This window comes from Novipirellula caenicola (assembly GCF_039545035.1).
Lineage (GTDB): Bacteria > Planctomycetota > Planctomycetia > Pirellulales > Pirellulaceae > Novipirellula > Novipirellula caenicola.
In genome coordinates this window covers 60,672-76,604 of record NZ_BAABRO010000002.1, presented here as the reverse complement: position 1 = coordinate 76,604, position 15,933 = coordinate 60,672, and the positions used below count along the sequence as shown (strand labels likewise).

Sequence of the window (15,933 nt, the reverse complement as noted above, 5' to 3'; positions counted from 1 at the left end):
GTCGCCGTCCACAGGCGACCGGCCACGGGAGATTCTAGAAACGTCAGTCTTCTCTCAAGCAAAATCCCAACGAAAGTCTTGACGGCTTGTTGATTTAGTGAAGGTTCCTGCGGCAAGGGGTGAAGGATGGACTTCCTAGTCCGTCAATGGTGGATTCGACGGACTAGGAAGTCCATCGTACGACTAAAACAACAAGCCGTTGACGGCTTCCGCTACGGGGGGCGCACGGATAAATCTTTATAGGAAAAAGTGCGGCAGCGAGTTGCAAAACATCGGGGGGACTGGAACTCGGACTCTGCCACGTTAGAATGCCGGCATGGAAGTCATCACATTGCAATCGGGAAGCAACGGAAATTGCGTCTACGTCAAAGCCGACGGAGTCCAATTGCTCTTTGATGCCGGCATTAGTGGGACGCAGGCCGAAAAACGGCTCGCCGCTCATGGCAAAGACATTCGCGACATCGACGCGTTGATCATCTCTCACGAACACAGCGATCACATTCGCTGCATGGGCGTGTTTCAGCGTAAATTTGGACTGCCGATTCATGTCTCGACGCCGACGCTGAAGGCGACGCAAAAGAAGGCGAAGATCGGCCGCGTTGACGAAATCCACCACTTTGACTCGGGCAGCACGCTGGCGTTTGGCCGTGTTCGTGTCGAAACGCTATGCACGCCGCATGACGCGTGCGACAGCGTTGCCTTTGTTGTCGATGATGGATCGAGCCGGCTGGGGATTTTGACTGACATCGGGCATGTCGATGGTGATTTGGATGATGTCGTCGGGACACTCGATGCCGTGATCTTGGAAAGCAACTATGATCCCGCGATGCTGCACAATGGGCCTTATCCTGAACCGCTAAAGAACCGGATTCGCGGATCGCGAGGCCATTTGTCCAACGAAGAGTCTGCCGACTTGTTAAGCCGTAAAGCGAGTTCACGGTTGCAGTGGGCGTGTCTGGGGCACTTATCCGAGCACAACAATCGTCCCGACTTGGTGTTGCAAACGCACCGCAAAATGATCGCTCGTGACTTGCGATTGCATGTGGCCGATCGCTATGACGCCGGAGCCGTGTTGCAGGTGGCTGCGACAACGGACTCGGCAAACCCGCAGAAACCGCGATAGCGATAGCTTTCACGCTCCCGCCGTAGTGGATCTTGCTAAAGATCCCGGTGTGGCAGGGGGTTTTAGCAAACGCAATTGCGTGGGCAGCGAGCTTTAGCAAGCTCCACTACGGGGGTGGGGAGCTTTAGCGAGCTCAAGTACGAGGGATGGGCGGTTTGGCGTGATTTTGGTGCTGGATTATTGCAGCAGATTGCCGCAGCGATAGCAGTACTTGGCGTCTTTCAAGTGGCTGGTGACCTCGCAAACCGAACAGGGGTGCTGTTCGCGATTCTGGTTTTCCTCTGACCTCAGCCCCACCAATTCCGCGCTCACAAAACCGCTGGGCACAATGATCAAACTGTAACCCAGCAGGATTAGGACTGCGGAGATGATTTTACCGATCGACGTTTTCGGCACGACGTCGCCGTAGCCGACGGTGGTCATGGTCACAATAGCCCAATACATCGATTGCGGGATCGAGGTAAAGTGGCTGTCGGGATTGACATGCGTGACTTCGTCCACGTTAAACAGCAGTGTTTCGACGTGATACATCAGAGCCCCGCTGATCGTCACAGCGACGAGTACGACTGCCAAAAAGACAACGATCTTGTTGCGAGCACTCCAAATTGCATACGAAAGCTCGTCGGCCTCGTTCATCATCCGCCACAGTTTCAATACGCGGAAGACACGTAGCAGCCGGATACTGCGGAGCGTCAATAGCGAACGCGACGAGCTGCCGATGACAAACGTCAAATAGCTAGGCACGACACTCAATAGATCGATGATGCCCCAAAAACTGAAGGCATAACGAAGCGGATGCCGTGAACAGAGCAGTCGCATTATGTATTCGATCGTAAACAGAAACGTCAGAAACCATTCCGCGGCGGTGAACGTATTGAGAAGCTGCTCGTATCCGGGTTGGCGAAAATCGGGAACCGTTTCCAACGCGACAAACAGAACACTGGCTAGAATCGCGATCAACAAACCGATGTCGAACCAGCGTCCCGCCGGTGTATCGGCTTCGAAAATGATGTCGTACATCGTTTGACGCCAGGGCGGCGATTCAGGCCGCTGGATCAATCGCCGTCGCAGCGTTTTTAGCTCGGTCCGCTTTGCCGGCCGGGGCGTCATGGGGTCAGATGGAGAAGTCGCCATGACCTTGTTTACGTCAGAAAAGGAAGGGAATCAGATTCGTCAGGCTTCCATCGTAGCGGAACACCGTCAATCGCACAGCGTGCACTTGGCGGATTGCGTTGCGGCCAAGTCCAGGAGACTTCGGACGCCCGCCGGGTGCGGCGGGGCCGTCCGAAAGTTTCGTCCGCAAATTCGGTTCGGGGGTTCCGAAGCGGACGTCGCAGAAACCGGTGGCGGCTTGTTGATTGATTGAAGTTTCCTTCGGCAAGGGGTGTAGGATGGACTTTCTAGTCCGTCAATGACTTATTCGACGGACTAGGAAGTCCATCGTACGACTAAATCAACAAGCCGATAACGACGGTCGTCATCTCCTGTGTCTCTCGAGACGAAACTCGCAGAACAAGTTTCGTCTTCAACCATTCCTGCTGCGTCACGCCGCAGACGAACAGGGCAAGCTTTTGCAATCCTAGGTCAACTTTTCGATCCCAGGCACTGCAAACCCACGCGGTGCCCCTGGCCCTTTGATGTCCAGATCGCGAGGAACGAGATCCAATTCGGATTCGTTAGCGACAAAGTCCCAGCTTACCGCTTGGCCGGTATACGCGGCCATGCGTCCGAGCACGGCGGTCAACGAGCTGGCAGCGGTTTCCGCAAACTCGACGATCGGTTTGTTTTGACGAATCGAATCAATCAAATCCTTATGCTCCTGTTTGTAGGCCGCACCGATGTCGCCGGACATCTCCCAAGTGGTTTTGCCGTCGCGGGTTTTGATCGACGCTCCGCTGTTGCCGCCGAGGATCGTGCACGTTCCTTTGGTGCCGTAAATCACGTTGCTGTTGTCTGACTTCGTGTTTGGGATTTGCCGACACATGAACGACACGACTCGGTTGCCGGGATAGACATAATCCACGGCAACGTTGTCCCACATCTCGCTATCGTTGGGCCGAGTGAAGCGTCCGCCACCGCCGTACGCGGATTCGGGTGGGCCGCCCATGATCCAATTGATCGTGTCGATATTATGGACCGCTTGTTCGGCGATTTGGTCGCCCGAGAGCCAAACGAAGTGCATCCAATTGTAGAGCTGGTACTCCGCGTCGCTCATCCCTGCTTTGCGTTGGCGATACCAAATGCCGTTGGAACAGTAGCGAGCGGTCCCGCTGATGATGTCGCCGATTTCGCCTTCGTGGATCCGCTTGATCGCTTCGACGTAATTGGTTTGTCGGCGATACTGGGTCCCCGTGACGATGGCGGTCTTGTTCGATCGTGCCTTGGCGTCCGCTTCCAGACATTGGCGGTAACCCGCTGGATCGACGCACGTTGGCTTTTCTGCAAAGACATGTTTGCCCGCATCGACGGCATCCAGCACATACGGAGCGCGGAAGCCCGGCGGGGTTGCAAACAACACGACGTCGACGTCCTGTTTGTCGAGCACTCGTTTGTAGGCATCCAAGCCGTGGTACATGTCGCTCGGTTTGACGTCCAGTTTGTCGGCATAACGCGATGCCAACGATTTGCAGATGTTTTGGCATTTCTGTTCCACCAGATCCGCGACCGCAACCAATTTGACGTTGTCATTGATCGATAACGAATCGTTGATCGCTCCGCTACCACGTCCGCCTGCGCCGACGAGCGCCAAACGAATGGGCTCGGGTTTCGACTCCGCGGCTTCGCTACCGCGAAGCACTCGCGTGGTGGCCAGCGTCGATGCCACTCCGGCTGAGACCACGCCGCTGTGTCGTAGGAATTGTCGCCGAGACGGAGGTGCTGCTTCGCGGGAAGCGTTTGGGGTGGGGGGTGTGGGTTGGGTCATCAGAGTCTGTGGCCTCGGTGATGGTGGATAGGTAGGAATGACAGTTCGGTAAAGGTGGGCTTGGGCGATCGGGGCGAGTCAGATTGCAACACAGGTTGCCAACTGAGATCGCGAGTCGTTCGCCGTGGGAGACCACAAATTCCGGCTCTCCAATAGAATACAGCAAACATCACCGTGGTGTTGGGATTGACGCATTCGCTATGATTGTTATGGGCGTTACAATCGCTTCGATGCGTCAACTTCCCGCCGACCTCGCCGGCGGTTTATTGGATCATCGCGCGGTCCATAAGGTAAACCTCTGTAGAGGGACCACTGTTTCTCGACCGACCCCCCAGGGAACCCATCGAGATGAACTTGCTAAAATCCGCCGCTTTGTTGGCGCGAACTGAATTGACCGCGCCAGTGCGAGCGATCCGTAATCGCGTGCTCTCCCGCCACGGCCTTTCGCCGCTGTGTGTTTCGTTCTATCACCGCGTCGCGGACACGCATCCGAACGATTGGTCCATCTCGCGACGAGAGTTTTTGCGACACGTCGATTACTGCCAACGATCGTTCGATCTGATTGGTTTGGACGAACTACAAAAACGAGTCAACGAAAACTACTGCTCACGCCCCACGTTGACGTTTACCTTTGACGATGGCTACGCGGAAAATTGTGAGTTCGCGTTGCCGTTGTTGGCCGAACGCAACATCCCTTGCGTCTATTTTGTGGCGATTGGGCATGTCCAACAGCAACGCCCTTTTCCGCATGATGTCCAGGCCGGAGTGCCACTGTCACCGAACACGTTGCAACAGCTTCGTGATATCTCGGACTCGGGGATCGAGATTGGATTGCACACTCGCAACCATGTCGATTTTTCGAAGGTGTCGGATCCTCGCGTCGTGCACCACGAAGTCACCACGGCAAAAGACGAGTTGGAACAGTGGATCGGTCGACCGGTTCGCTATTTTGCGGTGCCCTATGGGTTGCCCTCTCAATTGACGTCGATGGTGATCAGTGCGGTTTATCGATGCGGCATGCTCGGGTTTTGTAGCGCGTTTGGGGCCTACAACACCGTCGGACGTGACTCGTTTCACATTCGCCGCTTTCACGGAGATCCCTGCTTCTCGCGAATGAAAAATTGGCTCAGCTTTGATCCGCGTAAACTGCGACGCGAGCCCACAGTTGACTATGTCTTGCCAAGACGTCGATCTTCGGATCGCCCGGCGGGTCCGATCGAATCACGCACGAACCTGGTCGGGGCCAACATGCCACAAATCTCGATGCCGATGTCCAATTTTCCCGCGGCTAGTTAAACGGCGGGATCGACGCAGCCGTGTTTGAGGGTTGGCGATTCGCGAATCACCGATCGTGAACGCTGATCTTGCGGTGGATCCGACGCGTATCGTGCAACCTCGAATGCATCATCGATCGGCCTGACTGTTAATCGATCGTCGCGATTCTTACTCGATCGACCCTACTCTTGATCGATCGCCCCGACCTGTCATCGATCCTGAGGTATGTTTCTTTGTCCTTGTTCCAGAATTCAACTGCCGCGCTGCCATCCGCAGTCCCAGCGAAAACCTATAGCGATACCCCCTAGCGAATACCATGTTCAATCGCATTCAACAGATTTATCGTCCCGTGCCGCCGCGTCACAAAGAGGGGCCGCTTCGCTGTTTGTTTGTGATCACCAGCATGCCGGTGGGAGGAGCTGAGACGTTGTTGGTCAATCTGATGCGACGGATGGACCCGAAAGTCATGATTCCCGAAGTGGTTTGTTTGAAAGAGGCCGGTCCGCTTGGCGAGCAAATCGCAAGCGAGTTCAAGGTTCATACCCATCTGTTGTCCAGCAAATACGACCTGCGAGTTCTGCCTCGCTTGGTGCAATTGATGTATCGCCGCTGGGTCGACGTCGTCATCACGGTCGGCGCAGGCGACAAGATGTTTTGGGGACGTGTTGCCGCAAAATTGGCAGGGGTGCCAGTGATCGCTTCGGCACTGCATTCGACCGGATGGCCTGATGGCGTTGGCCGTCTGAACCGCAAACTCACCTGCATCACCGATGCCTTTATCGCAGTCGCTGATTCGCATGGCGAATTTTTGACTTCGTTTGAACGGTTTCCCGCTGCCAAAGTGAACGTCATTCGCAACGGAGTGGATTGCGACCGATTTCGCCCGCTGCCCACCGCGCGACAATCGCTGCGAGATCAGTTGGGGGTTCCCAGCGATGCGCCGGTGGTTGGGTTGGTGGCCGCGCTACGCAGCGAAAAAAATCATGCCATGTTCTTGGACACCGCCGCGATGATCCGCGATCGAAATCGCGATTCACGACTCGGTGAAACGCATTGGGTGTTGGTTGGCGATGGCCCCGAACGCGCAGCGATCGAACAACAGCGGGATGAATTGGGGCTCGCATCGCACGTTCATCTGTTGGGAACCCGCCACGATACGCCTGAATTGGTAGCCGGAATGGACGTATTCGCACTCACCTCGCTCAACGAAGCCTCGCCGGTGTCGATTTTGGAATCGTTGGCGTGTGGGGTTCCCGTCGTTGCCACCGACGTGGGTTCCATTTCCGAATCGGTGATCGAAGGGGTCACGGGGCATTTGGTGCCTTCGCAAGACGTGCCGGCGATGGCCGCTGCGGTCACACGGTTGTTGAGCGATCCTGCGGCCGCCCGAAGCATGGGCGAAAACGGACGCGACCGCGTCGTTGCGACCGGGTCGCTGGATTCGATGGTGCGAGGTTACGAATCGCTTGCCACTCGGCTGTACGACTCGAAAGTCGGTTGCCGGTCGAATCCGGCAACGCGGGGGGGCGTTGTGACGCCCAAGCGTCAAGCGTCGGAAAGTATTTCGTGTTAAAAAATGCGAATCGGCACTGTCTGTCCCCCTTTTAAAGCTACCGTTTGGTAGTTCGGCCAAGAGAAGCATTCGCGTTCATCGGCGCTCAATGAAAATTAAGAGTGCTGGCGACGAAAACGCTGCCACGACGGCCCCGCTAACATCGCTAGTAGAGTCACTTTGAATTGACCCAAAGTGCCATTCTTAGCCATTGTTCCTATGCTGCCGTCGCGTGCATAACTGTTACGTCTTATTCCCACCAAATGAGGGTAGAATATGACGAGTTTCCCTTGTCTGAATGAAAAACACCGTTAATCTGACAAAGATTGGCCCGATGCTCCAACATCAAAGAATCTTTCTGCAACCCCTCTGAGAAGTGTGTCGCGTCCGATTCTTACCCCTCACCGCGGTTGCTATCACAGGTAGAAGTAAATGTTCCCACACCTTCAACGAATTTCTCGCAAGGCGATCGTATTGGCGGCGATCAGCAGTTGTGTTTTCACGATTTCAACGCTTCCTTGTCGCTCGGCGCAATCGCAAGATTGGTCCGAGAAAGTGTTCCCCGTCAAAGCACACGACTTCGGTACGGTTGCCGTAGCGGCGAAGACCGAATTTCGGTTCCCGGTGCACAACCCTTACTCTCAACCGCTACACATTCAATCGGTGCGGGCGAGTTGTGGCTGCACGACGCCGATCATTGAAAGCCAGTACGTTCAACCGGGTGAAACCGGGGCGATCTTGGCGCGATTCAACACCGGCACGTTCCGTGGCAAACGCGGTGCGACGTTGACCGTCGTAGTGGACCAACCGTTTTATGCCGAAACTCGATTGGTCGTGGATGGCTACATTCGCAGCGATATGGTGTTTCACCCAGGTGAAATCAGCTTCGGCCGGACCACGCAGGGTGAAACCAGTTCGAAGACCACCAAAATTTTGTATGCCGGACGCAGCGATTGGCAGGTGACCGACGTGGTCAGCAACAAACCATGGTTGTTGCCGTCGTTTCAACAGCTGACTCGCGGCAGCGGCCGAGTGGACTATGAAATCTCGGTCACGATCCAAGAAGACGCCCCGCAAGGGTTCTTTCAGGACGAATTGACGGTAATCACCAATGATCGCTCGATGCCTCGCGTTCCATTGCGGGTCAGCGGCCAAGTCGAAAGTTTGCTCAGCATTTCGCCGCAATCGATCGCACTCGGAAGCGTCAAACCTGGGCAAACCGTCTCGAAACGTCTGGTGATTCGCAGCCAAGAACCTGTCTTGATCGACTCGATCGAGTGCGAAGGATGGGACGTCAAGTTTGATCGCCCGACTGCCGAAAGCACCACGTTCTTGTTGGACGTCAGCTTCACGCCCACCGAAGCGACCGGAAGCGATCGAAAGCCCGTCGTGATCTCGACCTCCGGCACCAAATCGATTCAGGCCAAGGCGTTGCTAACCGCCGATGTTCGTTCGGAATAATAAAACGGCGTATCGCACCCTGCTTCCAATCCAACGCTGATTCCAATCCAACGCTTCTCGAGTGATTCGAGGAGCGTTTTTTTTTTGCATTTGACCGCGCTTCACGAGCCGTTCGTCGCGAAGGGACGCCAAGGCGAATTCGAATCGCAACGCGATGACGAGCAAGCGTTTGCGTTTCGTAGCGAAAATCGCCCGATCGTCGATGAGAACCGCACTAATGCGAGTCACCCCCTGATGAGCGAAGGTGGTGACCGGGGAATGCTTCACCACGCCGCGACGCAAAATGGATGGATTTGGGTTTGCGCTGCGGACGCCACCGATGGCGATGGCAAACTTTGCCGACTAGGAAGACTCGTCTGCGTACGGGGGCTGGTCGCGTCAGGGGGGTAGCAACCAATTTGCGTGTCTTGATGTCGTCACGACCGGTATTGGTGGTCGTAATCCGTTTTAGATGCACAGTACGACCCACCCACATGACGATTCCTTACAACATGGCAAAGTCGTCATTTCGATGATTCACGACAAAACCGCTCAACATGGATCGTTGCAGCGGATTTGACGTTCCATCAACGCAAGGACTGGTTTCCGGGCTCGTGCGATTGGGTGACGACTTTGTTTCGCTGTTTTGGGGTAACGGACCACACGCCGATCTTCGGTTCGCACAACGAATCACGAAGGCGATGCTGGTTAGCGAAATAGTCTGACAAATTGAGGTCAACGTTTTTCGTTGGACCGGCAAGTTGATTCGGTGAAAGTTATAAAAAGGAGTTTATAGATGAGAACCAATTTTATGCGGTGCGTTGCGATTGCCCTAGGCATCAGCGTGTGTCACGTCGCATCGGCACAAAATCCTGCCACGATGGGGCAATACCAAGCGCCGTCGAAGTGGAATAATTTTAATATCGTTCCTCCGCAACAACCGGTCATGCCGCAGCAGGCTGCGATGCCGCAACCGAGCATGCAGCCAAACGGTTACCTGCATACGGTTTCCACCGGCGGGCCCGTGAATGCACCACAACAAAACGATGCAGAGATTCTGCCTGCACCCAAGGGCGTGCCAACCAACGCGCAGCCTAAGAAGCCAACGCCGCCTCAGGTGCAACCACAGCAGCCACAGCCTCATGCGGGGCCGCAACTCAATTCACCCGGCCACCCTGCGCCGCAGCCGCAACCACAACCCGCGCAGCCAAACGGTTCGGTGCCCTATCCGACCACTGGCGGGCACCCAGGAATGGCTTGCCCACCCGGGACGCCCCAAGGTTACTCGCAAGCGGGCGTTCACCAACCGCCGGCGCAGTGGACCGCTCCTCAACCGGCTGCAGCGATGCCGTTGGTTGATGGATCGTCGCCCTACACGGGGGCTCATCCGCATTTTAGCAATGGCTATACAGCCCAAGGTTTCGCAGGACCAAGCTGTGACACCGGCGTCTGTGCGACTCCGAACACCCGTCCCAATCTGGCACCATGGTACGGAAGTTTCAATCTGCTGTTTTGGCAAATGGAAACCAACCATGCTCGCCGTCTGATCGCATTCGACACAGGCTATGACACGCTTGCCACGACCAGCATTGTCGATCCAGGTTCGAGCTTGGGTTATGACGTGACCTTTGGTCGCTATTTGGATTGCGGCCGCTATGGGCTCAGTGCCACCTACATGAACTTCGATCCAAGTCAATCGGAAACGATCGTGACGGCGGGATCCTACTACGCTCCGATGGCATCGTGGAACAACATCTCGATCGACCCCAATGGTGCGGGTGTTGATACCGTGTACGACCTGTACGACAACGCGGCTGCATATCGCATCCGCCGCAATGTGGAAATGCAAGGCATCGAAGTCAATTTGACCAGCTTTGGTTTGATGGGAGCTCAGCGGGCCGCAGCAATGTGCAGTCAAGGAGCGTGCGGTGGCATCGGAGCCAACTTGGGGCTCGGTCTCGTCGACCCCTGTAACGGTTACGGTGGAGCCACCGGCCCACTGGTACGTGCCTGCAGCGGTCGGGTTCGTGTCCAAACCAGCCACGGATTCCGTTGGTTCCAATTCAAAGATGAATTCGAGTTTGCTGCGAACATCGACGGCACCGGTGGCTACCAAGCAACCGACTTGTATTACAACATCGACGTTGAAAACAATTTGTTCGGTTACCAATACGGTTCGATGTTGACCTATTGCCTGAACGATCGATGCAACCTTGGCATCGGCGGCAAATTCGGTATCTACGGCAACCGAGCGGAAATGACACAGCGTATCGGTACCGCTTCGGGTTACGCCTACGAAACGACGATGCCATCGGACTTCGTCAACACCACCTCAAGTGATACCGTTTTGGCCGGGCTTGGTGAAATCGACCTCGGACTGGGTTACCGATTGAACAATGCGTGGACCGTTCGCGGTGGCTATCGCTTGCTCGGTGCCGCAGGGGTTGCAACGTCGACCGACTCGTTAGACCAAGATTACAGCTCGGTTTCGACTACCGGCGGGGTTTACGCCAACGACTCGCTGTTGTTGCACGGTGCCTACGTCGGAATGAACTTCAACTGGTAGTTTTGCCGCAGCCTCGTTCTAAAACAGCGATGCAAGACAGTGGACTGTGACGATTGCTCGTCCGGTCGGGAACGACTCACCCTGGCGGGGAAACCTGCCAGGGTGTTTTTTCGTTTTGAGAGGGGGCATATCGCTGGATTGACGACCAATTTCGCCCCGGATGGATGGTGATGGTGATAAAGATTAGGCTGATACGTGTTGCGTCCCCATGGAATTTTTCTCCATCAAAGTGATACCGTTTTGAGCGATATGCCCCCCCCGACGAAACCGGCATCTTTGATCGACCCCTCGTTTTTGTTTCGGTTCGAGATCCGTTTGCTGCAGGACGAGATGAAGTGGTCAAGCAAAGGGTTGACGCTTCCCGAGACGTGCCGGTTGCCATCCTTTGGCGCTCTCGGCGATCGGCCGGTGTTTGCCGATGTACGGATGGCATGGAACGCGAGCGGAATTGGTTTGACCGTCCATGTCACCGGAAAACGCCAGTTGCCATGGTGCCGCGATTCACGGCTCGACGACAGCGACGGGTTCCATTTTTGGATTGATACGCGGTGTAGCCCCGGGATCCACCGGGCGACCCAGTATTGCCACCGCTTTCTGTGGATGCCGGCGGGCGGCGGTCCGAAACGCGAACATCCTGTCGCCGCCTGGATTCCGATCAACCGTGCTCGCGCTAATCCGAAACCGGTGTCGTCGACAGAGTTAAAGATCGCTGCCTACCCTCGCCACGACGGCTATCAAATGTCCGGGTTTGTCCCTGCCAGCGGGTTGACGGGGTTCGATCCTGCGAGCCAACCTCGAATCAGTCTGTATTATGCGGTGGTCGACCGCGAACTCGGGTGGCAAACGCTGACCCTCGGTCCCGAGTACCCGGTGCTAGAGGATCCTAGTTTGTGGGCCGAAGCTGTGCTCGCATAACCATCGCTCACCGCTACCAAAGTAGCTTGCACTCCCACCACTCCCACCACTCCCTCCTTCCCACAGGTGTGTTCCCATGGCATCTTCATCGATCGAAGCCTTTCCGACTCCGCTATTAAATGTCGATTTGCCAACGGTGCGAAACAATTTGCGGTCGATGGCGGACTATACCGCCAAGCACAGCCTGGGATTGCGGCCGCACATCAAGACCCACAAAACGCGTCTGTTTTCGCAGATGCAGCTTGAATACGGGGCGATCGGATTGACGTCGGCCAAGCCGTCCGAGGCGCTCGCCGCGGCGGTGGATGCCAACGATATTCTGCTAGCGTATCCATGCTTCACTCCGTCGCGGATGCAGCTGTTAGCGTCGCTGTGCCGTGACCACCAAGTCCGGATGGCGATCGACAGCCCTGATGCGGCCGAACGTGTTTCAACTCTGTTACGCGATCATCCCGATTGCACGATTGGCTTGCTCGTGGATTTGGATGTTGGACATCATCGCACCGGAATCGGTGCACCCGAAGCGGTGGTTGATTTGGCTCGCCGGATCGAGATGCTGCCCCGCGTGCGTTTTGACGGCGTGATGTTCTTTCCCGGTCACGTGGTGCCTCGCGGTGACGGGGTGGGCGAAGGGATGGAAAATGTTCGCGCTGCACTGGTTCGCGTGTTGGACGCACTGCGATCAGCGGGATTGGAACCCGAGATTGTCTCGGGCGGTTCGACCCCGACCGCCAAGCACACGCATCTGATTCCCGAAATCAACGAGATTCGCCCGGGCACCTATATTTTTAACGATCTCAACAGCGTGCGGTGGCAATGTGCGACGCTCGATGATTGTGCCGCGATCGTTCACGCCACCGTGATCAGCACCGCGGTCAAAGGCAAAGCGGTGGTCGATGCAGGCAGCAAGATGTTATCGAGCGATTTGTGTGGTGCCGATCCGCAATCGGGGTTCGGGCTGTTGGTCGATCATCCAGGAGCCAAGATCGCTCGGCTAAGTGAAGAGCACGGGGAAATCGAATTGGGCGAGAGCGATTGGAGTCCACGGATCGGCGACCGCGTTCGAATTTTGCCAAACCATATTTGCCCCTGCGTCAATCTGCAGAACGAACTCATTGTTGTCGATGGTGACGAACCACCGCGGCGGTTGGCGATTGACGCACGCGGAATGGTTCACTGATCGCACCGTAATTAATCGTTCTGTCACTGATCGTGCCGTCACGGGTGGCACGTTGCGGATCGTTGCAATGAACCCAAGCGGCCGCAGTGACGTCTCGAAGCGACACTGTCTTTAACCGCGTTTGCTCTAAGCAACATTGGCTCTAGACAACGTGATCGCTGTTCAACGTGTTCTTTGGGCAACATGATCGCGGAGTGATTCGTTATAGTTTTTGTTGACGGATCGTTTCGCTTCACTCCCTTGTTGCCCAAGAGAATGCCCTGTGTCTGACAATCGTTATTCGCTTCAAGCTTTTTTAGAAAAGACCAAAGATCGCGACTTGAACCAAGGGCTGTTCGAGCTTGAGTCCGAGCGGATGCTCGACATCAATCTGAACGGAGAGGTTTGGATCAAGATGGGCGCAATGGTTGCCTACACGGGCCAAGTGAAATTTGAACGCGAAGGCGTGTTGTCTCGGGGAGTCGGCAATCTGTTAAAAAAAGCAATGTCGGGCGAAGGGACGTCGCTGACGAAGGTCACCGGGCAAGGTTCGGTGTTTTGCGCCGATGCGGGGAAAAAGATCACCATCTTGCAGTTGGACAATGAAGCGGTGTCGGTCAATGGCAACGATTTGTTAGCGTTTGAAATGTCGCTGAATTACAACATCCGCATGATGAAAAAGATGACGGCGATGTTGGCGGGCGGATTGTTCAATATTCGGCTCGAAGGCACCGGGATGGTAGCCGTCACGACACATTACGATCCGTTGACGTTGCCGGTGTCCCCATCGAACCCAGTAATCACCGATCCCAATGCGACGGTGTTATGGTCCGGCAACATCGAACCGGAATTGAAGACCGACGTCCAGTGGAAAACGTTTCTCGGTCGCGGTTCAGGCGAATCGTTGCAGCTGCGTTTCCAAGGCAACGGATTCGTGGTCGTCCAGCCGTATGAAGAAGTTTATTTTCAGAGCGGCAGCTAAATCGCAGAACGTTGGCAGGCGAATCGGTTGGACTCATTTTCCTTGTGGATTTAACCCGTTGCTTCGCCATCAACAAAGAAGACTGCGGATTTTGGTTAGCCGTATCGGCTAACGCTGTGAAGCATTTTAGAACCCGCAAATGACGGCCATTCCACTGCGTCGCGACACTCGCCCCTAGCGTGGATGGTTGGCACCCAATTACGAATCACCACCTTCTGGCGAAGGTGGCTACAAGATGCTTCACAGCGTTGCATTTTAACGCTGGCTGCGGTCTGCCCGATCCGTTTAGACGTTTTCCGCTGCAGGGACTTCGAAGCCGCTGCGGTACTCGCGAGTCAACATCGCGTTGGCTTCGTCGTTGTCGATGAAACGTTCGGCTTCGGGGTCAAACTTCAAGTGAGGCCCTAACGACAGCGGTGTCTTTTCTAGATTGACACCGTTGGCGGTTAGGTGTTCGACCGTACGCTGCAGCGTTTCTTGGTTGTTGTCCAAGCTTTTGATCTTCTCGAGTGCTTTGCTGATCTCGGCCGGTGACACTCGGTTTTCCTCGCCCACGTAGTACGAGATGTTCCCCAAGTGGCTAACCGCGGCGGACAGGTGTCCGGTCTTTGCATCGGCATTCAATTGGGACGCGTCACGCGATTGGCAGGCGTCAATGAAATTGGCAAAGTGGGCATCGCCGACGTTGCGTGTTTTGAATTCTTTGATCAGCTTCTTGTTCTTGTCAAACGCCGCACAGTAATCATAGGACGTCTGCGCGAGATAGCCTTCGCTGCCATAGAAGATCACGCCGATCTTATTGCCTTTGCCTTTGCCAAAGAAACTTTCGATCTCATCGCCCGAGGTGGTCGAGCAATCCAGACCACGAGTTTCGAAGACGAGGCATTTGTCGCCGTAGTCGTAGATCGAAATCTCGGTGTTTCCGGTGTCTCCGGCGTCGACGTAATTAGGGTCCTTGCGTTCGGCTTGATACCCCAGACGTCCACCGTAGGTCAGCACCGAATTGGGGTGGCGATCAACGCCCAATCCCCAACGCGCGATGTCGGTTTGGTGCGGGCCTTGATTGCCCAAGTCGCCATTGCCGTAGTGCCGTTGCCAGTGCCAATCGTAGTGGAATTGTTTCCGCGTGACCTTCGGGTCGGTGTAGGTCGCCGGTCCGCTCCACAAATCAAAGTTTACTTTTTCAGGGATAGGATAATCGCCCAACGCCCCGATCGATTTACGTCGTTTGTAACACAACCCGCGAGCAAAATTGACCTCTCCAATGCCACCGTCGGCAATGAACTTGACGGCGTCTTGGCAGGCGCTGCTGCTGCGTGATTGAGTTCCGGTTTGGAACATCCGGCCGTATTTCTTGGCCGCTGCCACCAACGCGCGGCCTTCGTGGATGTTATGGCTGATCGGTTTCTCGATATAGACATCTTTACCGGCCTGCATCGCCCATACGCCCATCAATGCATGCCAATGATTCGGCGTCGCACAGGTCAGGATATCCAGCCCGTTCATTTCCAGTGCGTCACGCACGTCGGTAAAGAATTCGGGCTTGCTGCCCTGCATCTCGCTGACCCTGGCAACCCGCTGCTTTCCGACGCTTTCGTCGATGTCGACGATCGCGCGAATCTCGGTGCGAGGGTCATGATTGAAACCGCGAATGTGCTCGTTGCCGCGGCTATTGACTCCGACGATGCACACGCCAAGTTTGTCGTTGGGGCCGGCGGCGCGGGCGAACCGCTGAACACCGGGGAGCGATGCGGCTGCGATTGTGGCGGCTGCGGCCGAGCCGAACTGACGTCGAGATAGTTTTGGCATACTCATTCTATTCCAGGTAGGATGCAAAAAAGGTAGGACAGAGGCCTCCATTTTAACTGGAATAAAAAGAGCAGTGGTGCATGGGAGCACGAAAATTCGCGATAACGACCCGATCGTCCCCATCGCGATCCAAAGTCGATGGACATAGCGAATGGCGTCTACTACTTGTTGATTGAGTGAAGTTTCCTG

12 protein-coding genes are annotated in these 15,933 nt (G+C 55.5%); 9 read left to right on the top strand and 3 right to left on the bottom strand.

Features of this window, described 5'->3' with window-relative positions; all coding sequences use genetic code 11:
• Window positions 1-316 precede the first annotated feature (316 nt).
• The gene (locus ABEA92_RS04410) at window positions 317-1,123 is read left to right on the top strand and encodes an MBL fold metallo-hydrolase (RefSeq protein ID WP_345682593.1); all 807 of its coding nucleotides are present in this window, start codon (window positions 317-319) and stop codon (window positions 1,121-1,123) included.
• Between the two features lie 177 nt (window positions 1,124-1,300).
• Here ABEA92_RS04410 and ABEA92_RS04405 read toward each other — a convergent pair whose 3' ends face one another.
• Together ABEA92_RS04405 and ABEA92_RS04400 are read right to left on the bottom strand one after the other, a co-directional pair.
• Window positions 1,301-2,257, bottom strand: coding sequence for an ion transporter (locus ABEA92_RS04405; protein WP_345682592.1), 957 nt, complete (start codon window positions 2,255-2,257; stop codon window positions 1,301-1,303).
• Between the two features lie 445 nt (window positions 2,258-2,702).
• Window positions 2,703-4,046, bottom strand: a complete 1,344-nt coding sequence (locus tag ABEA92_RS04400) for a Gfo/Idh/MocA family protein (RefSeq protein ID WP_345682591.1) — start codon at window positions 4,044-4,046, stop codon at window positions 2,703-2,705.
• A gap of 348 nt (window positions 4,047-4,394) precedes the next feature.
• On the opposite strand from ABEA92_RS04400, the gene ABEA92_RS04395 reads away from it, so the two are divergent.
• From ABEA92_RS04395 to ABEA92_RS04360, 8 genes are all read left to right on the top strand, one after another.
• Window positions 4,395-5,342 carry a polysaccharide deacetylase family protein gene (locus tag ABEA92_RS04395; protein ID WP_345682590.1) on the top strand — a complete coding sequence of 316 codons (948 nt, stop codon included), beginning with the start codon at window positions 4,395-4,397 and terminating at the stop codon, window positions 5,340-5,342.
• 364 nt (window positions 5,343-5,706) lie between these two features.
• Window positions 5,707-6,894, top strand: a complete 1,188-nt coding sequence (locus ABEA92_RS04390) for a glycosyltransferase family 4 protein (RefSeq protein WP_345683193.1) — start codon at window positions 5,707-5,709, stop codon at window positions 6,892-6,894.
• Between the two features lie 411 nt (window positions 6,895-7,305).
• Window positions 7,306-8,334 (top strand): DUF1573 domain-containing protein, encoded by a 1,029-nt coding sequence (locus ABEA92_RS04385; RefSeq protein ID WP_345682589.1) that lies wholly within the window; start codon window positions 7,306-7,308, stop codon window positions 8,332-8,334.
• Window positions 8,335-8,418: 84 nt separating this feature from the next.
• On the top strand, window positions 8,419-8,724 hold the full coding sequence (locus ABEA92_RS04380) for a hypothetical protein (RefSeq protein ID WP_345682588.1): 306 nt from the start codon (window positions 8,419-8,421) through the stop codon (window positions 8,722-8,724).
• 385 nt (window positions 8,725-9,109) lie between these two features.
• Window positions 9,110-10,879, top strand: coding sequence for a BBP7 family outer membrane beta-barrel protein (locus ABEA92_RS04375; RefSeq protein ID WP_345682587.1), 1,770 nt, complete (start codon window positions 9,110-9,112; stop codon window positions 10,877-10,879).
• A gap of 249 nt (window positions 10,880-11,128) precedes the next feature.
• Complete coding sequence (locus ABEA92_RS04370) at window positions 11,129-11,794, top strand: DOMON domain-containing protein (protein WP_345683192.1); 666 nt, start codon at window positions 11,129-11,131, stop codon at window positions 11,792-11,794.
• Window positions 11,795-11,870: 76 nt separating this feature from the next.
• On the top strand, window positions 11,871-12,974 hold the full coding sequence (locus tag ABEA92_RS04365; RefSeq protein ID WP_345682586.1) for an alanine racemase: 1,104 nt from the start codon (window positions 11,871-11,873) through the stop codon (window positions 12,972-12,974).
• Window positions 12,975-13,236: 262 nt separating this feature from the next.
• Complete coding sequence (locus ABEA92_RS04360; RefSeq protein ID WP_345682585.1) at window positions 13,237-13,935, top strand: AIM24 family protein; 699 nt, start codon at window positions 13,237-13,239, stop codon at window positions 13,933-13,935.
• A 285-nt stretch (window positions 13,936-14,220) separates the two neighbouring features.
• Here the strand turns inward: ABEA92_RS04360 and ABEA92_RS04355 are convergent, their stop codons facing one another.
• Entirely contained in the window at window positions 14,221-15,744 is a 1,524-nt protein-coding gene (locus ABEA92_RS04355) for a Gfo/Idh/MocA family protein (protein ID WP_345682584.1), read from the bottom strand.
• Window positions 15,745-15,933: the final 189 nt, after the last annotated feature.